Origin of the sequence: Pseudoalteromonas sp. SG43-6, assembly GCF_014164365.1 — a bacterium.
In the GTDB taxonomy this organism is placed as follows: Bacteria; Pseudomonadota; Gammaproteobacteria; order Enterobacterales; family Alteromonadaceae; genus Pseudoalteromonas; species Pseudoalteromonas rhizosphaerae.
This window is the reverse complement of sequence record NZ_JACJEZ010000009.1, coordinates 67663-93306: the sequence shown is the minus strand read 5'-3', so window position 1 is coordinate 93306 and position 25644 is coordinate 67663. Positions and strand designations below refer to the sequence as shown.

Genomic DNA, 25644 nt, shown 5'->3' with positions numbered 1-25644 from the left:
CCGCTGTATTTTGCAATACAGCGGCTTTTAAAATCAGCTTAATTTATAAGGTGATTATCCTTTAGGCGCACGACCAGCACGTTTACGTTCGTTTTCTGTAAGATGACGCTTACGGATACGAATGTTTAGTGGTGTTACTTCAACTAGCTCGTCATCATCGATGAACTCAAGCGCTTGCTCAAGTGAGTAGTTTAGGTGCGGAGAAAGCGTTTGCGCTTCATCAGTACCAGATGCACGTACGTTAGTTAACTGCTTGCCTTTAAGGGCGTTAACTGTAAGGTCGTTATCACGGTTATGAATACCGATAACCATACCTTCGTATACTTCAACACCGTGACCGATGAATAAGCGACCACGTTCTTGTAAGTTGAATAATGCGTTAGTAAGTGCTTTACCTGTTGCATTTGCAATCATTACACCGTTCTTACGAACACCGATCTCGCCACCTTTGTGCGGACCGTAATGGTCGAAAGTATGGTACATAAGACCTGAACCTGATGTAAGCGTCATGAAATCAGTTTGGAAACCGATTAAACCACGACTTGGGATCATAAAGTCTAAACGCATACGACCTTTGCCATCTGGCGTCATATTTGTTAGTTCGCCTTTACGAAGACCAATTTGCTCCATTACAGAACCTTGGTGCTCATCTTGACAGTCAATTGTTACTGTTTCAAACGGTTCTTCTAGAACGCCATCAACAGTACGTAAGATTACTTCTGGACGAGAAACAGCTAGCTCGTAACCTTCACGACGCATGTTTTCGATTAAGATACCTAGGTGTAATTCACCACGACCAGATACACGGAAGCTATCTGGGCTAGCAGTATCTTCAACGCGAAGTGCTACGTTGTGTACTAATTCTTTGTCTAAACGCTCACGGATATTACGTGACGTTACAAACTTACCTTCTTTACCACAGAAAGGTGAGTTATTTACAGAGAATGTCATTGTTACAGTTGGCTCATCAACACTTAGTGGTGGTAATGCCTCAACGTTGCCAGGGAAACAAACTGTATCAGAAATCTTAAGCTCACCAATACCTGTTACTGTAACGATGTTACCAGCGTAAGCTTTATCAGTTTCGATACGCTCAAGGCCTAGGTAGCTTTGTACTGCGCCAATTTTACCATTACGTTTAGTACCATCGGCACTGATAATAGTAACTTGTTGGTTAGGAGCAACAGAACCACGTTTGATACGACCGATACCGACTACACCAACATATGAGTTGTAATCAAGTTGCGAAATCTGCATTTGGAAGTCACCTTCAGGATCTGCATCCGGTGGTGATACTTCGTCAACGATCATCTTGAACATAGGTTCCATGTTGTCTGATGGCTCGTCTAAATCTAATGTTGCCCAGCCGTTGATTGCTGATGCATAGATTACTTTAAAGTCTAACTGTTCGTCAGTTGCGCCTAGGTTGTCGAATAAATCAAAGATTTGATCCATAACCCAATCAGGACGTGCACCTGGCTTATCAATTTTATTGATAACAACGATTGGCTTTAAGCCTTGCGCGAATGCTTTTTGCGTAACGAAACGCGTTTGTGGCATTGGACCTTCTTGAGCATCAACAAGTAGTAATACTGAGTCAGCCATCGAAAGTACGCGTTCAACTTCACCGCCAAAGTCGGCGTGTCCAGGGGTGTCTACGATATTGATATGGTAGTCATTCCATGAAATGGCTGTGTTTTTAGCCAAAATGGTAATACCACGTTCTTTCTCAATGTCGTTTGAGTCCATCACGCGCTCTTCGTTACCGCCGCGTGTTTCTAATGTACCTGATTGCTCAAGTAGTTTGTCAACCAATGTTGTTTTACCGTGGTCAACGTGCGCGATAATCGCTATATTTCTTAACTTTTCGATGCTCATATTTTTACTCAGAGAAATTAATTCTCAATGATCCTGCAAGATCTACGCACTCACCTGCGTTTTCACGAGATGTCCCAGCATAGGATTTAAAAGGGCGCATATTATCCCTCATTAATGACATGGATGAAAGTTTATCCAATATATATTTCACAACTTTCTTCATACTTCTAATAAGTATCTGTTTTATATATGACATTTTAATTAATTTAATTTTTCAATTTGTCACTATTTTGCTCATTCCTAGCTATTATTGTCATAATTTGGCAGTATTTGGTGAGTAAGTTAGCTTTATGTTGGTGTTTATAATCTATACAATTTAGCGCCAAAGAGAAGTGACCACACTGACGCACCAAAATGATCACAAGCCGATCCAATATGGTGCAAAACATATAGCAACTGGATGTATAACTTATTTTTTAACCTTAAAAAACAATGCACTATAAAAATGGCATAAAAGCCGCTTACTATAAAAGCAAAAGCAATTATGCAGCAAAATAAAACCCAACAGTTGGAGGACACATGTCACAATCGGTTTTAGATTTTATTAAAGAAAATGACGTTAAGTTCGTTGATTTACGCTTTACTGATACCAAAGGTAAAGAGCAACATGTTTCTATTCCTCATCACCAAGTAGATGAAGATTTCTTTGAAGACGGCAAAATGTTTGACGGTTCTTCAATTGCTGGTTGGAAAGGCATTAACGAATCAGACATGGTATTACTACCTGTTGCTGAGTCTGCTAAATTAGACCCTTTCACAGAAGAAGCTACTTTAATTTTACGTTGTGATGTTGTTGAACCTGGCACATTACAAGGTTATGAGCGTGATCCTCGTTCAGTTGCTAAGCGCGCTGAAGAGTACATGCGTTCTACTGGTATTGCTGATACCGTGCTATTTGGTCCTGAGCCAGAGTTCTTCGTATTTGATGACATCAAATACAAAACTGATATGTCAGGTTCAATGTACAAAATTGATTCTAAGCAAGCAGCTTGGAACTCAGATAAAAGCTACGAAGGCGGCAACACTGGCCATCGTCCAGGCGTGAAAGGTGGTTATTTCCCTGTTGCTCCAGTTGATGATTTCCAAGATTGGCGTTCAGCGACGTGTTTAGTTCTTGAAGAGCTAGGTCAAGTTGTAGAAGCGCATCACCACGAAGTGGCTACAGCTGGTCAAAACGAAATCGCAACTCGCTTTAACACTATGGTATTAAAAGCGGATGAAATCCAAGAAATGAAATATGTTATCCATAACATGGCTCATTTATATGGCAAAACAGCTACCTTCATGCCTAAGCCAATAGTTGGTGACAATGGTTCTGGTATGCACTGTCACCAGTCTTTAGCTAAAGACGGTGTTAACTTATTCGCAGGCGACAAGTACGGCGGTCTTTCTGAAGAAGCGCTTTACTACATCGGTGGTATTATCAAGCATGCTAAAGCAATCAATGCTTTTGCAAATGCGTCTACTAACTCGTACAAACGTTTAGTACCAGGGTTTGAAGCGCCAGTAATGCTTGCATATTCTGCACGTAACCGTTCTGCATCAATCCGTATCCCAGTGGTTCCATCAGAAAAAGGTCGTCGTATCGAAGTACGCTTCCCAGATCCAACAGCTAACCCATACCTTGCTTTCGCTGCAATGCTTATGGCTGGCCTTGATGGTATCAAAAACAAGATCCACCCTGGCGATGCAATGGATAAAGATTTATACGACTTACCAGCAGAAGAAGCAGCAGAAATCCCAACAGTTGCAACTTCACTACAAGAAGCGCTTGCGTCTCTAGATGCTGACCGTGAGTTCTTAAATCAAGGTGGTGTATTCACTAACGATTTAATCGATGCTTACATTGCGCTTAAGTCTAAAGAAGTTGAAAAGCTTAACATGACGACTCACCCTGTTGAGTTCGAAATGTACTACAGCTGTTAATTAGGCTGTAGAAAAATTATCTTATAGATAATATATGTGTGTTCTCAAGGCCCGTTCTGCGGGCTTTTTTTATGGCTAATTTTCCCATTCTCCACTAAAGTTTAATTAGTGCAAAAAATGCAAGGTGACAAGGTGAAAAAGACGCTTTTATTACTAGTAACTCTGATTTTAATCAGCTTTTATGGCTATTCTGGCGATAAGAAAATTTATTCTTGGAAAGATAAAAATGGCGTATCAGTATTTTCAGATACTCCTAAACCAGGTGCGCAAGAAATCAAGCTCACCAATCAAAGTTTGTCGATGCCGACTGTTGATACAAGCATTTTAGATGAACAGCAACCAGCGGCTGTGAAAAGCTATAAAGCGGTTATTTCTTCCCCTGCCGATCAAGGCACTGTTCGTGAAAATACCGGTTCAGTGTATGTAACTAGCCGTATAACACCACGCTTTGAGAATGGTTTTAAAATTCAACTACTAGTTGATGGCGCACCGTACGCAGAACCTAGCAATATCAGTACTTTTGCCCTGCGCGAGGTAAACCGTGGCGAACACACATTGCAACTGAAGCTATTTGACCCACAAGGCTATGTTGTCTCTGTTAGTCCAGTGAGCACATTTTATATGCATAGAGCATCGTCTTTATAAAAACCATGTATTTCTATCAAAGACCATAATTTACTTAAAATATTTGTGCTAAGCTGCTAATAATCATCAACGCACTAAAATGGTGCAATCATGCCCGATAATAAAAATTTTAACCCTGAGTTACTAACTAGCATTTGGCAAAACCTGTCAACGGCAGTGATCTTACTTGATCAACAATTCACCCTTATTTACGCTAATAATAGCGCCAGTGAACTGTTAGGATTAGGCCCTAAACGTATCCTCAATCAACCGTTTGACAGTCTTTTTAATTACCATTCCATTGACCTTAAACGCATTGCACAATACTCTTTGGTAGATGGTGTAGATTGCCACCAGCACAGAGCTGACGTGGTTTTTGTTGATTCTCGTCATGCCAAACTGGCAATTAGTTCGCGTCGCGTGAAGTTACAAAATGAGTATTTTATTTTATTCGAGTGTCGCCAAACCGATGATGAAATTCGCCACGATCAAGCTTCTAATCAAATGCATCAATATCAAGCAGCACGTAACCTAATTAGAGGGCTTGCTCATGAAATCAAAAATCCTTTAGGCGGAATTCGCGGAGCGGCGCAATTATTGCAGTATGAGGTTGATCAGCAAGAACGGGATGAATGTGCAGAATTAATTATTGAACAAGCCGATCGCTTACGAGAGCTTGTTGACAGGCTACTGGGCCCGAATCAATTACCACAAAAGTCATACGGTAATATTCATCAAACCTTAGAGTCTGTAATTAAACTAAGTACATTAGATAATTGCGCCAATATTAGCTTGGAAAAAGATTACGACCCAAGTATACCTGATGTCTATATTGACCAAGGTAAAATTCAGCAAGTAGTACTTAACATCGTTCGAAATGCACAACAAGCGTTAGTCGGTGGTGGCGTGATAAAAATTAAAACACGTATTAATCACCAGCAACGTCGCCCCGGAAAAGCCCCTAAAAAGGCACTGCTGATCCAAATTTCAGATGACGGACCAGGTATCGATTCCAGCATCAAAGAGACATTATTTTACCCGATGATCACCAACAAAGAAGGTGGTTCTGGCTTAGGTCTCTCGATTGCACAAACCTTGATCGATCAACACAACGGCTATATAGAATGCGATAGCTGGCCAGGTCATACAGAGTTTAATATATATCTGCCTTTTGCGGATTAATCGGTTTTTGGAGTTTGCATGAAAACAGTTTGGCTGGTTGATGATGATGCATCTATTCGCTTTGTACTTGAAAAAGCACTAACTCGCGCAGGATTTAATGCTGAAAGTTTTTCTAATGCACAAGACGTGCTGTCAGCATTAAAGTTTAGCCAACCTACGGTACTGGTGTCTGATGTACGTATGCCTGGTATGGATGGTATGGCATTATTAGAACTGATCGCTGAACAAAACCCAGGCTTGCCAGTGATCATCATGACTGCGCATTCAGATTTAGATTCAGCGGTAAATGCGTTTCAAAAAGGTGCTTTTGAATACCTAGCCAAACCATTTGATTTAAATGAAGCCGTTGCGTTAGTAGAAAGCGCGTGTCGCGCTAACTCAACTAAAAAAGTAAAACGTAAACCCGCACCACCTAAAAGTGCCCATATCATTGGCGAAGCGCCAGCCATGCAGGAAGTATTTCGGGCAATAGGTAAGCTGTCAGCATCAAGTATGAGCGTACTTATCAATGGTGAATCTGGCACCGGTAAAGAATTAGTAGCCAGTGCTTTACATAACCACAGCCCACGCAAAGAAAACCAGTTTATTGCCTTAAACATGGCAGCTATTCCAAAAGAGTTGGTTGAATCAGAGCTATTTGGCCATGAAAAAGGCGCTTTTACTGGTGCTGATAGCGTACGTAAAGGTCGCTTTGAGCAAGCCAATGGCGGTACGCTATTCTTAGATGAGATTGGTGATATGCCGCTGGATGTACAAACCCGTTTGCTGCGTGTTTTAGCTGATGGTGAGTTTTATCGTGTTGGTGGCCATCAAAGTATTAAAGTTGATGTCCGGATCATTGCCGCGACTCACCAAAACCTTGAAGACTTAGTAAAACAAGGCAAATTCAGAGACGATTTATTTCATCGCTTAAATGTTGTGCGCCTGCGCCTACCTGCACTGCGTGAACGTACCGAAGACATTGAACGCTTAGCACAGCATTTTTTACATAAAAGCGCCAAAGACTTACAAGTCGAAAGCAAAATTCTCAGCTCAAAAGCCACCGACTTACTACGCTTGTTCAACTGGCCTGGCAATGTTCGTCAACTAGAGAACACCTGCCGCTGGCTTACCGTTATGGCTCCCGGCGAGCTTGTGAGTGAGCAAGACTTACCTCCAGAGATCTTAGCAATTGACGAGACTCAACAAGAGGGTGATTGGCTTGATGCCTTTCAACAATGGCTTAACCTAGAGCTTAAGCAAGGCAAAGAAAACATCTGGCCTAATGTACAAGCGCAATTAGAAACCCGCCTAATTAAAACCGCATTGGCAAACTGTGCAGGACATAAACAAGAAGCCGCAGTAAAAATAGGCTGGGGCCGCAATACATTGACCCGTAAATTAAAAGAGCGCAATATCAACTAACTTCCCTGCTCAAACGAAGGAAAATAAGTTGAAGTTAATCGAGCATATTCCATTAATAAAGCAGATGGAGATACTTAATAGGCTGAGTTTTTTTAGAGAGTTCAGCCTCAATGAGCGCCAAGTATTACTGGAGTCATTCAGTCACTTATACTTGATCAATAAAGATCGCTTTGTGTTTAAACAGTTTGATAACGACAAACAACTGTATATCGTGCTCAGCGGCGCTATTGTGGTATTTAAACACAGTCATCTGATGGATTTAGGCACCATTGAACCAGGCGAATTTATTGGTGAAGGTGCGTTTATAAATAACCGCGAGCACAGCACCAGTGCTCGTGCTAAAAGCGATACCATAGTACTGGCGATTACCAGCGAAGCACTAATACGTTTACCAAATGTGATCCGCGAAAAAATTAAAGACCGCATTATCGAAGGGATGAGCGAGCGTATAGCCAAACTTAGTCACTACCTAGAATCACGGGGCTAATCCATATACACAACTTGCAGCGAGCAGTTTAACCAATGCGGCCCTGTAATGTGTGCGTTATAGCGAAATGTATCTGAGGGCTTTTCCCCAAAAGGAGTAGCAACCAAAGGGCTTAAATGCGTGTATGACTGCGAAGTATCTCTATAATTGATGACTAAATAATTTTCATAACGCTGCCAAACTAACTGAGCGCGGGCACCATTTAGTAAAGCAAATTCAACCAAGTTATCAACAAATCTAACTTTGAGACCATTGTAACGATCTTCAACGCAACCAGTAGTTCGCATTTGTTCTGGCACATCAAAACCTAGCTCTATTTGCTCACCACGCAAGTAAAAGCCAATATTGCCATTGCTATAATGATGATTTGCCGCCGACACATAGTGTATCTGTGGCTGATAGCCCATTGCTTGCATAATATCAGCAAGCTGCTCGGTTTCAGCTGTAAGTAACTTATCTTCGGAAGTTAACAGTGTCGCAGCGGCAAACTCTTTGGGGATTGGTAATTGAATAAACTGATACGGTAATGGTTGTTGCTGTAAGCGTATTGTTAGCTGTTGTTTTTCTAGCTCTGTTAACGCTTGCGTGTACACATATATTGTTGGTTGTTGGCACGCAGTTAGTAATAACAACATGCCAATTAAAATGCCATATTTCATAGTCACCTCGAATAGATTACAACTGTAGTCTATTCGAGGTGACTATTTATAGCAAGTTAATTCACTTGGCTATTGAGCCAAGCATCCACGCTTTTACGGGTATATAAAACATCCTTAAACAAGCGGTGTCGTTGAAACTCAAGTAGTTTTTCTTTGCTATTTTCACCACAACTTAATTGGCTGTGATTGTCGTTAAAACGTGAAATTAAAGAAAAACCACGATCTGACCTATCAGGCGCTTTTTTTACAATCTTGCTAAGTTCAGACCTTACATCATCAGCGGTCATAAACCCTGAACCCTCCAGGCCCATTAACTCTTTTTTCATGGCTGATCTAATACCCATTTTAAATCTCCAGTACTGCGGCATTTGTAATAAAATGACCAACTAAATATCGAATACGACACGAATAGCAAATTACAGGCCAGCTACTGACGCGGATACTACGCTTGAATTACTACCGTTTTTTTAAAGACGGTAGAAAATTCAAAAAAGTTTCAGGTTAATTCTATTTAATGCCCTGTATACTTTTGGCAGCTTGATGCAAAAGTCGCGCACAGCCTTTATACTACAGGCTGTGCCCTACCTTAATGAGATCAAACATGAACGACGAATATATTGAAATTGAATTAGAAGAAGAGCCAATTGAGCTATGCAAACTCTTAAAAGTTCTTGATTTAGTCGAAGGTGGCGGCCAAGCCAAAAACCTTATCACTGAAGGCTATGTTGGCGTTAACCATGAAATTTGTACAATCAAGCGGAAAAAATTATACAGTGGCGACATTCTTGAATTTGATGGTGAGCAATTTCAACTGACATTAAGCGAAAGTGCTATTCCAGCAGAGCGCGCTGTTACATCAACGCAACCTGAACCACAACAAAGTGCAGAGCCTGCTACTAACGCGCCTTCTAAAGCTAAGCGTAAACGTACCAAAAAACCAAAAGTGGATGAAAAAACAGGCCGTCGCCCTATTTCATTCGGCTAATCCAATTTAGACTACGTGCAACTTGTAAAAGTAGCCGTAGTCGCCTTTAATAACTTTTTAAATAATAGTTTAAAAGGTAATGTATGACTCCTCCGCACTGGTTAAAATCTGTCGCTTGGGCAGCCCTTATTTGGAACTTGCTAGGGGTAATTGCATTCATTATGCAAATGCTCATGACTCCAGACATGATAAGTAAACTCCCTATAGAACAACAAGCTGCATATTCAAACACACCAATTTGGTCAACTATTGCATTCGCTACCGCGGTTTTTGGTGGGGTATTAGGCTGTATTTTATTATTACTTAAAAAAGCCCTTGCTCGAGTGCTTTTTGCGCTCTCACTCGCTGGGATTTTTATCCAGCAATTTTATAATTTCATTGTTATTAATAGTATTGAATTACTCGGTGCCAGCGCGGTGTTTATGCCAATATTCGTAGTCGTAATTGCAATTATCCTGCTACTGCTAAGCCACAAAGGCAAACAGCAAGGTTGGCTACTGTAAAACACGCTATTGAGTTGCTATTGTTTTACTGCTGACGCTTGAAATATAAATTTTCAGCATCATATATACCCTATCACTTGTATAAAAATCGCGCAAAAACACACTGGTATGTACTTTGCATTTTAATTATTCAAAGAGAGGTTACATTTACCACTTAAGTACCATTTAAGGATATTCATCTAACTTAGGGGCACATAATGAACAATAGTTTTGACACCCAAAAACAACTCACTATCAACGGTGAGCAGTTTCATATCCATTCACTGCAAGGTTTAGGCGATAAAGCCAAGCGACTGCCGTTCTCGCTCAAGATCCTACTCGAAAACTTACTGCGCAATGAAGACGGCGTAAATATTAAAAAACAAGATATTGAAGCGTTGCTAAACTGGGATTCACAAGCCAAGCCCAGTGCTGAGGTAGCATTTACACCCGCCCGCGTGGTGATGCAAGATTTTACTGGCGTACCAGCAATCGTCGATTTGGCCGCAATGCGTGATGCTATGGAAAGACTTGGCGGCGATCCTGCGAAAATAAACCCATTATCCCCTGCGGAATTAGTTATCGACCACTCAGTACAAGTAGACGGTTATGGTGAAGATGGCTCATTTGATTTAAATGCCAAGCTTGAGTACGAACGCAATAAAGAACGTTATGAGTTTTTACGCTGGGGTCAAACAGCCTTTGATAACTTAAAAGTTGTGCCACCAGCAACGGGGATTGTTCACCAAGTGAATTTAGAATACCTTGCTCGCGTTGTCTTTAATGAAGAGCGCAATGGGCAAAGATTTGCTTACCCTGACACCTTAGTCGGTACTGATTCACATACCACTATGATCAACGGCTTAGGCGTACTTGGTTGGGGTGTAGGCGGCATTGAAGCAGAAGCTGCAATGCTAGGCCAGCCAATTAGCTTACTGATCCCGCAAGTGGTGGGTATGAAGCTCAACGGCCGTTTACCGGAAGGCACCACAGCGACCGATTTAGTGCTGACCGTTACTGAAATATTGCGTAAGCATGGCGTTGTCGGTAAATTTGTAGAATTTTATGGCGATGGCCTTGCTGATTTACCACTGGCCGACCGCGCAACCATAGCCAACATGGCACCGGAATACGGCGCTACCTGTGGTATTTTCCCTATTGATGATGAAACAATTAATTATCTTCGTTTAACCAACCGTGATGAAACACAGCTAAAACTGATAGAAGACTACGCAAAACACCAAGGCCTATGGCGTAACGATGGCGATGAAGCAAATTACACCGACAAGCTCGAATTAAATCTAAACGATGTAGTGCCAAGCCTTGCCGGTCCGAAACGCCCACAAGACAGAATTGCCCTTGATCAAGCTGGCGAAGTTATTGCCAATCATTTAAAAACCTTTCAAGATGAACGTCTTGCTAAACGCGACAATAGTGATGAACAGCAATCACGTATCGAAAGTGAAGGCCCTGTCACTAATCCTGATGAGCCAACCAACGAAGCGCAATTTATGGGCGCAGCAAAGGTTAACTTTAAAGGCCAAGAATTTGAGTTAAAAGATGGCGCTTGTGTAATTGCTGCCATTACTAGCTGTACCAACACTTCTAACCCAAGTGTGATTTTAGCTGCGGGCTTAGTCGCGCAAAAAGCTCGCCAATTAGGAATTAACGTAAAACCTTGGGTAAAAACATCACTGGCACCTGGCTCGCAAGTGGTCACTGACTACTTAGAAAAAGCAGGCTTGATGGACGATTTAGATGCCCTTGGCTTTAATTTAGTGGGTTATGGCTGCACTACCTGTATTGGTAACTCAGGTCCGCTTGCCGATGAGATCAGTGAGGCAATTCAACAGCACAAATTAGTAGTAAGCTCTATTTTATCGGGTAACCGTAACTTTGAAGGACGTATTCACCAAGATGTGAAAATGAACTTTTTAGCCTCACCACCTTTAGTTGTCGCCTATGCGATTGCAGGTCGTACAGATATCGATGTTTATAACGAACCACTTGCGCAAGATGCTAATGGTAACGATATTTACCTGAAAAACATTTGGCCTAGTGTCAGCGAAGTGAATGAACTGGTGAAAAAAACCGTCACTAAAGAAATGTTCGCTACCAGTTACGGTAATGTTTATAAGGGTGATGATCGCTGGCAACAAATCAAAATTCCTGATGGTAAACTTTATGACTGGGATGATGCCTCAACGTATATTAAAAAAGCGCCGTTTTTTGATGGCATGACGACAGAACCACCAGGCATCCCTACTATTACGGGTGCTCGCTGTTTAGCAAAACTTGGCGATTCCGTCACTACTGATCATATATCCCCTGCTGGTGCAATTAAAGCAAGCGCGCCTGCTGGCGAATACTTACAAGAAAATGGCGTAGATAAATCGCAATTTAACTCATACGGTTCTCGCCGTGGTAATCATGAAGTAATGATGCGCGGTACATTTGCCAATGTACGCTTAAAAAACTTGCTTGCACCAGGCACCGAAGGCGGTGTAACGCGCACTCAACCTGATGATGAGCTTGCCAGTATTTACGATGCTGCAATGGCGTATCAACAGCAAGGCGTGCCACTCGTTGTGCTTGCCGGTGCTGAGTATGGTACGGGTTCATCACGAGACTGGGCAGCGAAAGGTTCGCTATTATTAGGTATTAAAGCGGTCATTGCGCAAAGTTATGAACGTATTCATCGCTCGAACCTAATTGGCATGGGCGTGCTACCACTGCAATTTAAAGCAGGTGAGAGCCATGAATCACTGGGGTTAACAGGTCAAGAGCAGTTCGATATCGAAGGTCTCTACGATAAAACCAAGGAAGTTAGTGTCGTTGCCACCAATAGCGAAGGCAAAAAACTAAGCTTTAGTGCCGATGTCCGTATTGATACCCCCAAAGAGTGGGATTACTACAAACATGGCGGCATTTTACAGTATGTATTGCGTAATATGTTAACTAGCTAATTAATCTATAATATTAGGGCTTTGCAAAATTAATTTGCTTAGCCCTTAATTTTTTGATGTAAAACAAGTCAGCTTACTCATTATTAACTACACTTAATTCATCTTATCATTAATGCCTGCATACTATGACCGAGCAGAAGATCATCAAAGTACTAAAAGTATTTATTGTCCTTGGCATATGCCTTATTGTGACTGGACATTATTTATTAGTGTCTGATCTGTTTGGTGAACAAAATAGTATTCATGGCATTATTATCAGCGCCGCTTTTATTGCTATTGGGGTGCTATTTTCTCTGCCTACAAAAATTTACCTCACTATTGTTTTAATGAACATAGAGGCTGTACATGACCAACATGTATAGCAGCAAGGTCTTGCAATTAATCAAACCATTTAACACCTCTAAAACTTTATTAATAGCGGCACTTTTAGTGCTTTGCTTACCCACTCAATTACGTGCAAATGACAAATTGATTATTGCATCCGGTAATTTTGCACCTTATTTCATGCAAGATAACGTAACCGGTAATGGTTACTTCGATCAGCTTGTGGTTCAAGTGTTACGGATACAAGGCTATCAAAACCCGCAGTTGGTGCCGTTAAATAATGATGCTATTCAACGCTACTTCAACAATAAAGTCGCTGATATCGCGATCAACTATACGGCACAACCAGCTGCACACGCATTTACTTCTCGTTATCGTGTGCGATTTATGAACCGCGTGACCATGCTCCGTTCTGCATGGACCGAGAAAGTAACTACGCTGAACGATTTGAAAAATTTAAGAGTCGGTAGTTTTATAGGGGCGAGCGATATCTTTGGTGCTGAGTATAAAAACATGGCGACACAGGTATTCACTCACTATAGTGAAGTAGGAAATCAACAAGCCCTAAATAAACAGTTACTTACCAATAAGATCGATGCCCGTATCGGTGATTATTTAATGCTCTACTGGCATACATCAACAAACACCCAACTTGACCCTACAAGTTTTATATATCGCGATATTTTAAACTATCAAGGCTCTTACATTGTTTTTCAAGATAAGTCTGTCAGAGATAATTTTGATGAAGGCCTGACAAGGTTAGTTGCTTCAGGAGAACTAATGATAGCTACTGAGCGTTGGTTAAAAGCTTATAACCTGCCAATCATTAAGCAACAATTTTTTGTAACACAGCCCGAAAAAACACAGCAAAACAACGCTATTGAAGCAAATTAATGCGTCTCATCTAACGATTTAGTGCGATGCTCTAACTGTTCTTTCACTTGCTCTGCATCTTCAAACAGCTTTTTCATCACCACGGGATCATAAACACTGCTTGAGTTTGGCATTAAAGACATATTAGTTGTTTTTGAGGTACCTTTTAAAATAGACGTATCTTCTGCGGCAGTTACCGTAATATCACGCGGATCTAGAATTACTTTTTCACTTGTACCGTTAGGATTAGGCTGATCGGAGTAATGCCATTGCCCTTGCTGATCTTGCCATTTATAAATAACGGTCGTTACTACTGAGCTTTCATCGGTAATTGATTCAACAACTTTTTGACTAGTCTCACTGACCAATTTGGCAGCTATAGCAAAGGTGTCACTTGATAACTCAACCATTTGCTCTGTTAGCTGATTTGATTTACTACTAATACCATCACTGGTTAACCACGTTTGGCCATCGGGTCGTTGCAAGTAAAATAATGCCGCGACACTGATCAGCAATACCATAATCGCTAGGTACGCAAAATACTTCATCTTCAATCCTTTGAGTTAAATTTTTTCTTTCTATTTTCTTACTATCATTGATAGCGAGCTATGATTTTAGCTAGGTCACCATTATCTTTCAAGCTTTGTAAAAAATCATTAAATTCTTTTGCCCGCTTCTTGCCACGCTCAGTATGTGCAAATTGTAGCTGCAAAGGCGCCTCACCGACATTAAAAGCACTTACACCAAGAGCTGAGAATTTAGGGTATTTATTGACGTACCAATCAAAAACCGCGCGCGACATAATAGTAAAACGTCTACTAATATGGTTATCATTATAAAGACTCTGTAATACATCTAGATCCGAATAAAAGTTCTCACGATGTAGGATTTGATCACGTACCAATGGCTCATATTCAGGATATACATAACCAAAGCGCCCTAGCAGTACACCATTATGCAGCACTTTTTCATCTTGAAAATCACTGGGGTTTGCACCATGGGTCACCACCATGACATCTTCAACCATCACAATTTCTTGACTCCAATAATACTTATGGGCTGTCAAGAGCCAACTTTCAGATTCCATACGCGCATCAACCTCACCATTACAAACCATTTTCTCCGAGCGCATTTCAGGGACATATGTATACTCAATAGTAAGGGAGTGCTGCTCAGCAAACTGGGTTATTAACTCATTCAACAGTCCTTTTTTAGCGCCTCCAATAATGTGATATGGGGGATAATTCTCATCAGGTAACGCAACACGAAAGGTGTCAGCAAAAGAGTGGTTTGGAAAAAATAAAAACAAGATAGCAAAGTATCTATTCATCAATGATGCACACAAAGCTAATGGCTACTTACTTTATACTGTAGTCAAAAAAATAAAGCACAGCTAGTAGGCTGCGCTTTAGGAATTTAATGATAACCGTAAGATTAGATCCCATCACCATCAATGTGTAGGCCACATTCGCGGTTTAGACCAAAAAAACGGGTCTCTTCTTCGGTCATACCTGGCTCTAGTTTACGCGTAGTATGCACATCGCCCATTGACACATAACCTTGCTCCCATAATGGGTGGTATGGTAAGTCATGTTTAGTCAGGTACTGATAAACATCGCGATTTGACCATTCAATGATTGGATAAACCTTTACCGTGCCACGGCTAATTTCAACAACTTGCTTGTCAGCACGTGTCGATGATTGGTCACGACGCAAGCCGCTAAACCAAGTACCTGCATTTATATCTTTTAATGCGCGAGTCATTGGCTCAACTTTATTAAGCTGGTTATATTGTTTAATACCCGCTTCGCCTAGCTCCCATAACTTACCAAACTTGGCTTCTTGCCAAGCTGGGCTTAACTGCGACTTATACACTTTCAAATTTAGTGATAAGCGTTCGGTCATTTGCTCAATAAACTGATAAGTCTCTGGAAATAAATAACCTGTATCAGTTAGCACCACTGGAATATCGGCTTTTTGTGACGTTACTAAATGCAACATTACCGCGGCTTGAATACCAAAGCTTGATGATAAAAACTGCGTATCTGGCAAGTTTTCCAGTGCCCATGCTACACGCTGTTCAGCGCTCATATCTTTTAATATGCCGTTAGCATCAGCAAGCAGTGTTACTTGGCTTTCTTTATCAAGCTGTAAAATGTTTTTAAATTCACTCATAGTAAATTCCAAACCTTAGCAAGCGCGAACGCTTGCTTTTAAATTAAGCGTAGAAATCGGTGACTGAGACTTTAACTTCAGCAACAATGCCTTTACGGATCACAAAATCACCAAAACATTCGCCGTCGTTACGCTCACTTGCCCATTGACCTATTAATTTATCAAAGGCCTCTAAATACACGTCTTCACCGACGTTCTCTAAATACAACTTAGGAATACGAGTACCTTCAAGATTGCCACCTAAGTAAACGTTATATTTGCCAGGTCCTTTACCCACCAACCCTGCTTCAGCCAACATTGCGCGGCCACAGCCATTCGGGCAACCAACAACACGCATGATAATACTATCATCAGGAATACCGTGTTTAGCAAGCAGCGCTTCAGTTTTTTCAATTAAGCTTGGTAAATAACGCTCGGCTTCCGCCATCGCTAAAGGGCAAGTCGGCAGTGAAACACAGGCCATTGAGTTTTTTCGCTGCTCTGAATCTTTGTCATCAATCAAACCGTGTTCACGCGCTATTTTTTCAATTATTGCTTTTTGATCAGCAGGCACACCGGCAATGATCAAGTTTTGATTTGCCGTCATACGAAAATCACCTTGGTGAATTTCAGCAATTTTACGACAACCTGTTTTCAGTGGTTTACCCGGAAAATCTAAAATACGACCACTTTGGATAAATAAGGTTAAGTGATGCTTACCATCAATACCTTCAACCCAACCAATGCGATCGCCACGATGAGTAAACTCATAAGGGCGGCTTGGTGCAAATTTAACCCCTGCACGTTGCTCTACTTCCGCTTTAAATACATCAGTACCTACACGATCTAAGGTGTATTTAGTTTTTGCATTTTTACGGTTTGAGCGATTACCCCAGTCGCGCTGTACAGACACCACATGCTCAGCAATTTTTAGCGTATCTTCGAGTGCGATAAAACCAAAATCATCGGCTTTACGTGGATACGTTGCAGTATCACCGTGGGTCATAGCAAGGCCACCACCTACTAGCACGTTAAAACCAACTAATTTACCGTTATCAGCAATCGCGACAAAGTTTAAGTCATTCGCATGCACATCCACTTCGTTGTTCGGTGGAATAGTCACTGTGGTTTTAAACTTACGTGGTAAGTAAGTTGAACCTAAAATTGGCTCTTCTGTGGTTTCGCTTTTTTCGCCGTTTAGCCAAATTTCAGCATACGCTTTAGTTTTTGGTAACAAGTGCTCAGAAATTTTCGCTGCCCACTCATACGCTTCTTGATGCAGCTCAGATTCAACCGGATTAGTAGTGCATAGTACGTTACGGTTTACATCACCCGCTGTTGCGATAGAGTCAATGCCCACGCTATCCAACATTTGGTGCATGCCTTTTATATTTGGCTTTAACACACCATGAAACTGAAACGTTTGGCGAGTTGTTAAACGAATACTACCGTAGCTGGTTTTTTCATCAGCGAACTTATCAATTGCTAACCATTGCTCTGGCTTGATGATACCGCCAGGCATACGTGCACGTAACATGACGTTGTGTAATGGCTCAAGCTTTTGCTTAGCACGCTCACCACGAATATCACGGTCATCTTGCTGATACATACCGTGGAAACGAATTAACTGAAAGTTATCCGCAGTGAAACCACCGGTGATCTCATTTTTTAAGTCTTGTTCAATTGTGCCACGTAAAAAGTTACTTTCTCTTTTCAAGCGCTCGTTATCAGAAAGCTTTACGTTTTTATCTTGTTCGCTCATGTTTAATCCTAAATTTGTTACAGTGACGGCTGTTAGCTTTTAATAAAATAAACAACGTGCGCTTAGTACACGTCTTTCTGATAGCGGTTAGCGCTGCGCAAATCTTTCAAGTATTGATCTGCATCTTCATAGCTCTTACCTGTGTTCTCGCTAATAATATCAACCAACGCATTGTGCACGTCTTTTGCCATTCGATTAGCGTCACCACAAATATATAAATGCGCGCCCGCTTCTAGCCATGCAAATACGTCTTTGCTGTTTTGGCGTAGCTTGTCTTGCACGTAGACCTTCTCTGCTTGGTCACGGCTAAACGCCACATCAACTTTACTTAGTAGCCCTGATTTTAAGTAACCTTGAATTTCTACTTGATATAAGAAATCTTGGGTAAAGTGTGGGTTACCAAAGAATAACCAGTTTTTACCGGATGCTTCGCGGGCATCACGTTCTTGTAAGAAAGCACGGAACGGCGCAATACCAGTACCAGGGCCGACCATGATCACTGGCGTTTCGTCGTTAGCAGGTAAACGGAAGTTATCGTTATGCTCGCTATATACTTTTACTCTACAGCCTTCTTCGGCACGACGTGCTAAATAACCCGAACAACCACCTAAGTGCTCACTACCGAATGCCTCAAATTCAACTAGACCAATGGTTAAATGCACTTCATCTTCAACCTCAGCTTGGCTTGAAGCGATAGAATATAAACGCGCTTGTAGTTTGCGTAGGCAATCAACTAAAGTTTGTGCTTCAAGCTTGGCTGGATTTTGGCGGATCACATCATAGATTTGACGAGGCTCGATGTATTCACGCATTGCCACTTTATCTTCAACCAGCTTTAATAACTCAGGTGTGCCTGTCGCTATCGCGTACTTTTCCACAAAACCTGGGTATGATTGAGTCAGCTCTAACTTTTCAATTAAGGCATCACGAATGCTTAGCTCTTCATCAGCGATTTTAACTTGGCTTGCAGCATCAATTTGCGTCAGTGTCAGTACTTCATCAACCAGTGCTTCATCATTTAAGAAGTACACACCCAGCGAGTCACCCGGTGTGTAAGTAATATCAGACCCTTCCAGTGAAATCTCAACATGGCGCACATCTTTGGTTGAATCTCGACCGGTGATCTTTTGCACTAGGCTAAGCTCTGCTGGAAATGGGTTTTGCTTGGTATATTGGCTGGCAGCTGTTGCTGGTGTACCAAATGACACCACTTGCCCACCTGTTGCGCCTTGCTGTGCTTTTAAATCAGGTTCAAATGCATCAAGTGCTCCGCTGATCCAGCTGGCGGCTTCATCATCGTAATCAACGTCTAAATCAGCACGCTGGTAAATGGTTTCTGCACCGAGCTTATTTAAGCGCTGTTCAAAGTCTTTTGCTGTTTGACAGAAGAACTCATAGCTTGAATCACCTAAACCTATAACCGCAATTTTAACGCCATCAAGCTTAGGTGCTTTTTTGGTTGCTAAAAACTCATGTAATGTTTCGGCATCTTCCGGCGGCTCACCTTCACCGTAAGTAGAAACAACGACAGTTAAGAATTTTTCTTTTTTCAGGGCCGTTGGTTTGTAATCAGCCATGCTAACTAACTTAACAGCTAAACCACGAGACTCCGCTTGCTCTTTGAGCTTAGTCGCTACACCTTTTGAATTACCGGTTTGTGAGCCATATAAAATGGTCAATGCAGCTGCATCTCCAGCACTTGGCGCAGCACCTACAACACCACCTAAGGCCGCCGTATTGGCATTCGCAGCAAGATAGCCACTTACCCAAGCTTGCTGAATTGGATTAAGCTCAGCCACTAAACCTTGCAGCTTTTGTACTTGCTCTTGCGATAGCGGACTTGCCGCGGCATTGAGTTGACCTAACAACATGAATTAATTCCCCGTAACCCTGAAAGTTATCTGCAAAATGATCACTGATTACAGTAATCACTTTGCCTAAAATTTGTGTCGCCTTTAAGGCAAATAACTCAGGCCCTAAAGATTTCTCTGAGTGTGAAGAATAACGGGGTACGCGCCAATAAAAAAAGAATAGAATCTGCTTTGTTATTCCATTTAGTTATTAATTTATAAATTAACCAGTAAAAACAGATTAAAAGGTAAAAATAACTGCTGATGATTTCAGCACCACGCTTAGCCGATCAGGAATATCATACAAAAATTTATTCACTTCATTTTTTTCAAAATACAAATTAACTTTTTTGCAACAAATCTTGAGTAGCCTATAGTGGATTTGGCCACATTCTGTGCGCCGACTATAAATACAATAAGGAAACACTATGTCACACGGGGCATATAGAAAACTCATACTCAGCAGTGCTATGTTAGCTACAGCACTTCCCTGCATGGCCAGCATTAATAATGGTGACTTTGAAAACTGGTCAAGTAATAGCCCAAACGGCTGGAGTACGATTGACTCAGGCATTACACTATCAGCTTCAAATACCATAGTGAATTCAGGAGCTCTTGCTGCAAAAGTAGTGGTTAATACCGCTAGTCAAAGCAATACTGATTTACTGCAAGAAGTTACTGTTGAGGCCGGCAAAAGCTACTTATTCTCAAGCTGGGTTTATCACACCGAAGGCGGCATTAAAGCGCGCTTAATTGCCGACGGCTATCAAGGCTATTCAAATCCAGCGTTATTAAATCAGTGGCAACAAATAAGCTATACATATACAGCAACCAGCAATGCTACGATTACCGTGGGCCTGCGTTTTTACGATGTCAGCGGCTTTGATGGCAGTGAAACTATTTATGTGGATAGTTTTACACCAGGTTCTAGTGATACCACCCCACCGCCACCAGTCGGTTGTGCTGATAACACCGTTAACTTAGCACTGACAACTGATAACTATGGCGAAGAGACTAGCTGGCAAATCACTAACGCCCAAGGCATAGCAGTTGCGTCAGGTGGCAGTTATAGTGGCAACAACAGCTATACAGAGCAAGCTTGCTTAGTTGATGGCGATTACACATTTAGTATTTTTGATAGTTACGGCGACGGTATTTGCTGTTCATTTGGTAATGGTAGCTACGCGCTAACATCTGCCCAAACAACATTGGCTAGCGGCAGTAGTTTTCAAAGCAGTGAAGCAACTCCCTTTATACTTGGTGATAATACCAACCCAGAAACGCCGCCCAGCGAGCCAACTGGCTACTATGTTACAGTACAAGGTTTAACGGGCTATGCACTTAAAACCGCGCTTTATAACATTATTAAAGGTCACAACTCACAAGGTTATTCAGCTATTTGGAGTTTTTACGATCTTGCTTCACGGGATAAGTACTTTGAAAATGACAATTCAATACTCGATCGCTATTCAGAAAATCCCACCGGTCAAGACAGCTATAACTATGTCGCTGTAAGTGATCAATGCGGCACTTACAATAGTGAAGCTGATTGTTATAACCGCGAACATTCATTTCCGAAAAGTTGGTTTGGCGGCACAAATGAGCCTATGAACTCAGACGTACATCATATTTTTGCAACCGATGGTTATGTTAATTCAAAACGTAGCAATTACCCATTTGGCGAAGTAGGCAGCGCCAGTTTCACCTCAAGCAATGGCAGTAAACTTGGCAGCGCAGCAAGCTCGATTAATTACTCAGGCACAGTATTTGAGCCAATCGATGAGTTTAAAGGTGACTTTGCTCGCGCCTACTTCTATATGGCAACCCGCTACGAAAACGTCATTGGTACTTGGCAAAACAACACCACGGCTAGTAATGCCGTGCTTAACGGCTCTAGTAACCAAGTGTTTGAGAATTGGGTAGTGACTATGTTGGTTAATTGGCATAACGACGATCCAGTCAGTCAACTTGAACTAGATAGAAACCAAGCCGCTTATGAGCATCAAGGCAACCGCAATCCATATATCGATCATCCAGAATTTGTTGAGATGATTTGGTAAAGGTCAGCGGTCAGCGGGCTGCGGGCTGCGGGCTGCGGGCTGCGCAGAAAAACATCAGCCTTTGCATTTGCAAAGGCTTTTTATTATCTCAATCGGCACATTCTTTTTATTATAATAGATTAGAGACTTATGATTTAACAAAACCTTCCTACCTATTAAATAGGTGGATAGTTGATAATTGATAGATTCTCTACAGAAAATTGGCTTATAAGAAAACTAACTATATGAGGATATACATTTGAGCCGAACCATGAGCTAAACAATTGCTCAATAAAAAAACAACATAGTAAGACTAAGCCCCCCACCAATCTCCTAAGGAAATAATTTGGATGAGAGTCTTCTTCTTTTATTTGTGGCTTTTCTTTGTGAATATTAAATGTGATGACATTGCAGTTTTTATAAATGTGAATATTGTTTTTTTCTTGCATAAGATTTCCTTGTTTATTACAGGCACAACTAAACCCACATTAAGGTTACCTTGATGTGTATTGTTAATTTTTGTTTGAAGTAGAGCTGTGCTTATGGGCTATAGAAATGATACATTACGGTTGGATAACTTAGAGCTCTTTTTAATTAGCACCTCCTTTCTTGATTAATTTGATATATAACTTAATTGATTACTTATTTAAGCCTTATTACCACTTGATGGAACCATTATAAACCCAAAAGAAGAATTTGTCAAATAACACATATCACCACCCAAAGTCAAATATAAAAGACATTAAAAATCAACACTTTAAAAATTAACTGTTATTCACATATTAATAACATTCCTTTGTAGTACTATAAATATAATGCAAGTGTATTCGTGGCGTTATTTTCTCTTTGTTGTCCTAGACTCAACCCAAGCTCCGGTGGGAAAATTTACTCCGCGCTGACGGCTGAAAGCTTACCGCTAAAAGCTGCTCCAAACGCAAAAAGCCCCAGCTAATGCCGGGGCTTTTTATAAAACAGACTTAATTAAAAATTAAGCTTGTTTTGGACTAGAAATAACGTCTACTAATGTCCAAGACTTAGTCTTAGAGATTGGAGCGCATTCACGGATAGTAACAACGTCACCCGCTTTTGCTGTGTTATTTTCGTCATGTACGTGTAATTTAGTCGTACGTTTGATGAATTTCCCATAGATTGGGTGCTTCACGTAACGTGCGATAGCGATAGTGAAAGATTTTTCCATCTTGTCGCTGATTACAGTGCCTTGAAGAGTACGAATTTTATCACTCATTATTGACCTGCCTTCTGGTTAATAACTGTTTTTACACGCGCGATATCGCGACGTACTGTTCTTAGCGTGTGAGTTTGAGCTAACTGACCAGTGCTTGCTTGCATGCGCAGGTTAAACTGCTCACGAAGAAGACCTAGAAGTTCAGCATTAAGCTCTTCTACGCTTTTATCTTTTAGTTCGCTTGCTTTCATCACATTACCGTCCGAGTTACGAAAGTTGTTTTGAATGGCAGTTTACGAGCAGCAAGGTCGAATGCTTCACGAGCAAGCTCTTCAGAAACACCTTCCATTTCGTAAAGTACTTTACCAGGCTGAATTTCAGCAACCCAATATTCAACAGAACCTTTACCTTTACCCATACGAACTTCAAGAGGCTTTTCTGTGATCGGTTTGTCAGGGAAGACACGGATCCAGATTTTACCTTGACGTTTCACGTGACGTGTCATGGCACGACGAGCTGCTTCGATTTGACGAGCAGTCATGCGGCCACGGCCAGTAGCTTTCAAACCGAAAGTACCGAAGCTTACTTTGTTACCGTTTTGCGCTAAACCACGGTTGCGGCCTTTGTGCATTTTACGGAATTTTGTACGTTTTGGCTGTAACATTACTCGCTACCTCTACTTAGCACTTTTTTTGGCTTTCTTTGGTGCGCGTTTAGCTGGCTTCTCTTGCTCTTGTACTAGTGGTAAACCACCAATAACTTCGCCTTTGAAGATCCAAACTTTAACACCAATGATACCATAAGTGGTTAAGGCTTCAGAAGTTGCGTAGTCGATATCAGCACGAAGAGTATGTAGAGGTACACGACCTTCACGATACCATTCTGAACGTGCGATTTCTGCGCCGCCAAGACGACCGCTAACTTCAACTTTGATCCCTTTAGAACCGATGCGCATTGCATTTTGTACCGAACGCTTCATAGCGCGACGGAACATAACACGACGCTCTAGTTGAGAGGCAATGCCGTCTGCTACTAGTTGTGCATCTAGTTCTGGTTTACGTACTTCAGAAATATTGATCTGAGCAGGTACACCAGCAATCTTAGTTACCGCTTGACGTAATTTTTCTACGTCTTCGCCTTTTTTACCGATAACAACACCCGGACGAGCCGTGTGAATTGTTACGCGGATTGATTTTGCTGGACGCTCAATAACGATTTTAGACACAGAAGCCGCTTTCAATTCCTTAGTAAGGAATGTACGTACTTTGTGATCGCCAAAAAGCTGTGCAGAGAAATCTTTTGAACTCGCGTACCAGGTAGAAACCCAAGGTTTAGATATACCTAGGCGAATACCAGTAGGATGAACTTTTTGTCCCATTACTTATACTCCTAGCTATCTGAAACCACAACAGTGATGTGGCTTGTACGCTTAAGGATGCGGTCTGCGCGTCCTTTAGCACGTGGCATAATACGTTTCATTGTTGGACCATCGTCCACAAAGATCGTTGTTACACGTAGCTCATCAATGTCAGCACCTTCGTTATGCTCTGCGTTAGCAATAGCAGACTCAAGTACTTTCTTAACTAATACAGCCGCTTTCTTAGGGCTGTACGCCAGGATTTCTAGTGCGCGATCGACAGGTAACCCGCGGATCTGATCTGCAACTAGACGTGCTTTTTGCGCCGAACCAGAGGCGAATTTATGTTTAGCTAATGCTTGCATTTATCATTCCCCTCTTAACGTTTCTTCGCTTTCTTATCCGCAGCGTGGCCACGGTAAGTGCGAGTTGGTGCAAATTCACCTAGTTTGTGACCGATCATTTCGTCAGAAACGAAAACTGGTACATGCTGGCGACCATTATGGACAGCAATGGTCAATCCGATCATGTTAGGTATGATCATTGAACGACGGCTCCAAGTTTTAATTGGCTTCTTGTCACCGCTTTCCAAAGCTTTCTCTACCTTCTTCAGCAAGTGTAGGTCTATAAAAGGACCCTTCTTGAGAGAGCGTGGCATGGCTATTCCTCAATATTACTTAGTACGACGACGTACTATAAATTTATCCGTACGCTTGTTCTTACGCGTCTTAGCACCTTTAGTCGGCTTACCCCATGGAGACACAGGATGACGACCACCAGATGTACGACCTTCACCACCACCGTGTGGGTGATCAACCGGGTTCATGGCAACACCACGAACTGTCGGACGAATACCACGCCAGCGATTTGCACCTGCTTTACCAAGTGAACGAAGCATATGCTCAGCATTGCCTACTTCACCTAGCGTCGCACGACAATCTGATTCAACTTTACGAACTTCGCCTGAACGAAGACGTAATGTTACATACTGACCATCACGAGCAAGGATTTGAACGTATGCACCAGCAGAACGTGCGATTTGCGCACCTTTACCTGGTTTTAATTCTACGTTGTGAACAGTCGAACCTACAGGCATATTGCGCATAGGTAATGCATTACCAGGCTTGATTGGTGCATCAACACCAGACTGGATTGCATCACCAGCTTTTAAGCCTTTTGGTGCGATAATGTAACGACGCTCACCGTCTGCATATAATACAAGTGCGATGTTTGCGCTACGATTTGGATCATATTCTAAACGCTCAACAGTGGCTGGAATGCCATCTTTAGTACGTTTAAAATCGATTAAACGGTAATGCTGCTTATGACCACCACCGATATGACGAACCGTAATACGACCATTGTTATTACGACCACCTGATTTAGAGTTTTTCTCTAATAGTGGTGCGTATGGCTTGCCCTTATGTAGATCTGGGTTTACCACTTTAACTAGGTGACGACGACCCGCAGAAGTTGGCTTACACTTTTGAAGTGCCATAATTCTAA

General features: G+C 41.7%; 26 protein-coding genes. 11 read left to right on the top strand and 15 right to left on the bottom strand.

Translation table 11 applies throughout. From position 1 onward, the window contains the following. Nucleotides 1-54: 54 nt before the first annotated feature. Nucleotides 55-1878 (bottom strand): translational GTPase TypA, encoded by a 1824-nt coding sequence (gene typA / locus H5201_RS05935; RefSeq protein WP_145237948.1) that lies wholly within the window; start codon nt 1876-1878, stop codon nt 55-57. A 519-nt stretch (nt 1879-2397) separates the two neighbouring features. Between typA and glnA the strand changes: the two genes are divergently transcribed. From glnA to H5201_RS05910, 5 genes are all read left to right on the top strand, one after another. Further along, on the top strand, nt 2398-3804 hold the full coding sequence (gene glnA, locus H5201_RS05930) for a glutamate--ammonia ligase (protein ID WP_182718979.1): 1407 nt from the start codon (nt 2398-2400) through the stop codon (nt 3802-3804). A 132-nt stretch (nt 3805-3936) separates the two neighbouring features. Further along, a complete protein-coding gene (locus H5201_RS05925; RefSeq protein ID WP_310736929.1) occupies nt 3937-4449 on the top strand; it encodes a DUF4124 domain-containing protein in 513 nt (170 codons plus the stop codon). A 90-nt stretch (nt 4450-4539) separates the two neighbouring features. Beyond that, a complete protein-coding gene (glnL, locus tag H5201_RS05920) occupies nt 4540-5610 on the top strand; it encodes a nitrogen regulation protein NR(II) (protein ID WP_145237942.1) in 1071 nt (356 codons plus the stop codon). A gap of 18 nt (nt 5611-5628) precedes the next feature. Next, a complete protein-coding gene (gene ntrC, locus H5201_RS05915; protein ID WP_145237940.1) occupies nt 5629-7014 on the top strand; it encodes a nitrogen regulation protein NR(I) in 1386 nt (461 codons plus the stop codon). A 28-nt stretch (nt 7015-7042) separates the two neighbouring features. Further along, nucleotides 7043-7501 carry a cyclic nucleotide-binding domain-containing protein gene (locus H5201_RS05910; RefSeq protein WP_145237937.1) on the top strand — a complete coding sequence of 153 codons (459 nt, stop codon included), beginning with the start codon at nt 7043-7045 and terminating at the stop codon, nt 7499-7501. Here H5201_RS05910 and H5201_RS05905 read toward each other — a convergent pair. Together H5201_RS05905 and H5201_RS05900 are read right to left on the bottom strand one after the other, a co-directional pair. After that, a complete protein-coding gene (locus H5201_RS05905; RefSeq protein ID WP_145237934.1) occupies nt 7498-8160 on the bottom strand; it encodes a hypothetical protein in 663 nt (220 codons plus the stop codon). The genes H5201_RS05910 and H5201_RS05905 overlap by 4 nt on opposite strands. Before the next feature lie 56 nt (nt 8161-8216). Next, nucleotides 8217-8504, bottom strand: coding sequence for a hypothetical protein (locus tag H5201_RS05900; protein ID WP_182783915.1), 288 nt, complete (start codon nt 8502-8504; stop codon nt 8217-8219). A gap of 257 nt (nt 8505-8761) precedes the next feature. Between H5201_RS05900 and H5201_RS05895 the strand changes: the two genes are divergently transcribed. The 5 genes from H5201_RS05895 to H5201_RS05875 all read left to right on the top strand — a co-directional run bounded on the left by H5201_RS05895 (nt 8762) and on the right by H5201_RS05875 (nt 13811). Beyond that, nucleotides 8762-9145, top strand: a complete 384-nt coding sequence (locus H5201_RS05895) for an RNA-binding S4 domain-containing protein (protein ID WP_182783913.1) — start codon at nt 8762-8764, stop codon at nt 9143-9145. 83 nt (nt 9146-9228) lie between these two features. Beyond that, nucleotides 9229-9648 (top strand): hypothetical protein, encoded by a 420-nt coding sequence (locus H5201_RS05890; RefSeq protein ID WP_149980456.1) that lies wholly within the window; start codon nt 9229-9231, stop codon nt 9646-9648. A gap of 197 nt (nt 9649-9845) precedes the next feature. Continuing rightward, complete coding sequence (acnA, locus tag H5201_RS05885; protein ID WP_182761257.1) at nt 9846-12593, top strand: aconitate hydratase AcnA; 2748 nt, start codon at nt 9846-9848, stop codon at nt 12591-12593. A 125-nt stretch (nt 12594-12718) separates the two neighbouring features. Next, nucleotides 12719-12955, top strand: a complete 237-nt coding sequence (locus tag H5201_RS05880) for a hypothetical protein (RefSeq protein ID WP_149980454.1) — start codon at nt 12719-12721, stop codon at nt 12953-12955. Beyond that, complete coding sequence (locus H5201_RS05875; protein WP_182783911.1) at nt 12939-13811, top strand: ABC transporter substrate-binding protein; 873 nt, start codon at nt 12939-12941, stop codon at nt 13809-13811. Before H5201_RS05880 ends, H5201_RS05875 begins: the two co-directional genes overlap by 17 nt. Here the strand turns inward: H5201_RS05875 and H5201_RS05870 are convergent. The 5 genes from H5201_RS05870 to H5201_RS05850 all read right to left on the bottom strand — a co-directional run bounded on the left by H5201_RS05870 (nt 13808) and on the right by H5201_RS05850 (nt 19577). Beyond that, nucleotides 13808-14338 carry a DUF4124 domain-containing protein gene (locus H5201_RS05870; RefSeq protein WP_182783909.1) on the bottom strand — a complete coding sequence of 177 codons (531 nt, stop codon included), beginning with the start codon at nt 14336-14338 and terminating at the stop codon, nt 13808-13810. The two genes, H5201_RS05875 and H5201_RS05870, sit on opposite strands and share 4 nt — an antisense overlap. 44 nt (nt 14339-14382) lie before the next feature. Further along, nucleotides 14383-15120, bottom strand: coding sequence for a transporter substrate-binding domain-containing protein (locus H5201_RS05865; protein WP_182718972.1), 738 nt, complete (start codon nt 15118-15120; stop codon nt 14383-14385). Between the two features lie 104 nt (nt 15121-15224). Next, nucleotides 15225-15965 carry a phosphoadenylyl-sulfate reductase gene (locus H5201_RS05860; protein WP_182740371.1) on the bottom strand — a complete coding sequence of 247 codons (741 nt, stop codon included), beginning with the start codon at nt 15963-15965 and terminating at the stop codon, nt 15225-15227. A 43-nt stretch (nt 15966-16008) separates the two neighbouring features. Next, on the bottom strand, nt 16009-17706 hold the full coding sequence (gene cysI, locus H5201_RS05855) for an assimilatory sulfite reductase (NADPH) hemoprotein subunit (RefSeq protein ID WP_149980449.1): 1698 nt from the start codon (nt 17704-17706) through the stop codon (nt 16009-16011). 62 nt (nt 17707-17768) lie between these two features. Further along, a complete protein-coding gene (locus tag H5201_RS05850; RefSeq protein ID WP_182768007.1) occupies nt 17769-19577 on the bottom strand; it encodes an assimilatory sulfite reductase (NADPH) flavoprotein subunit in 1809 nt (602 codons plus the stop codon). Nucleotides 19578-19984: 407 nt separating this feature from the next. Here H5201_RS05850 and H5201_RS05845 point away from each other — a divergent pair, with 407 nt between their 5' ends. Beyond that, nucleotides 19985-21616 (top strand): endonuclease, encoded by a 1632-nt coding sequence (locus H5201_RS05845; protein ID WP_182783907.1) that lies wholly within the window; start codon nt 19985-19987, stop codon nt 21614-21616. A 967-nt stretch (nt 21617-22583) separates the two neighbouring features. Here H5201_RS05845 and rpsQ read toward each other — a convergent pair. From rpsQ to rplB, 7 genes are read right to left on the bottom strand one after another with little or no spacing between them, the layout of a single operon-like run. Next, nucleotides 22584-22841 carry a 30S ribosomal protein S17 gene (gene rpsQ, locus H5201_RS05840; protein WP_016709053.1) on the bottom strand — a complete coding sequence of 86 codons (258 nt, stop codon included), beginning with the start codon at nt 22839-22841 and terminating at the stop codon, nt 22584-22586. Beyond that, a complete protein-coding gene (gene rpmC, locus H5201_RS05835; RefSeq protein ID WP_054552371.1) occupies nt 22841-23032 on the bottom strand; it encodes a 50S ribosomal protein L29 in 192 nt (63 codons plus the stop codon). The genes rpsQ and rpmC overlap by 1 nt, the downstream gene beginning before the upstream one ends. Continuing rightward, nucleotides 23032-23445, bottom strand: a complete 414-nt coding sequence (gene rplP, locus H5201_RS05830) for a 50S ribosomal protein L16 (protein WP_002957890.1) — start codon at nt 23443-23445, stop codon at nt 23032-23034. Before rplP ends, rpmC begins: the two co-directional genes overlap by 1 nt. A gap of 12 nt (nt 23446-23457) precedes the next feature. Further along, the gene (rpsC, locus tag H5201_RS05825; RefSeq protein WP_054206128.1) at nt 23458-24159 is read right to left on the bottom strand and encodes a 30S ribosomal protein S3; all 702 of its coding nucleotides are present in this window, start codon (nt 24157-24159) and stop codon (nt 23458-23460) included. 11 nt (nt 24160-24170) lie between these two features. Then, nucleotides 24171-24503, bottom strand: coding sequence for a 50S ribosomal protein L22 (rplV, locus tag H5201_RS05820; protein WP_004588690.1), 333 nt, complete (start codon nt 24501-24503; stop codon nt 24171-24173). Between the two features lie 14 nt (nt 24504-24517). Then, nucleotides 24518-24796 (bottom strand): 30S ribosomal protein S19, encoded by a 279-nt coding sequence (rpsS, locus tag H5201_RS05815; protein ID WP_010561269.1) that lies wholly within the window; start codon nt 24794-24796, stop codon nt 24518-24520. 15 nt (nt 24797-24811) lie between these two features. Beyond that, nucleotides 24812-25636 (bottom strand): 50S ribosomal protein L2, encoded by an 825-nt coding sequence (rplB, locus tag H5201_RS05810; RefSeq protein WP_007376192.1) that lies wholly within the window; start codon nt 25634-25636, stop codon nt 24812-24814. Between the last annotated feature and the right edge of the window lie 8 nt (nt 25637-25644).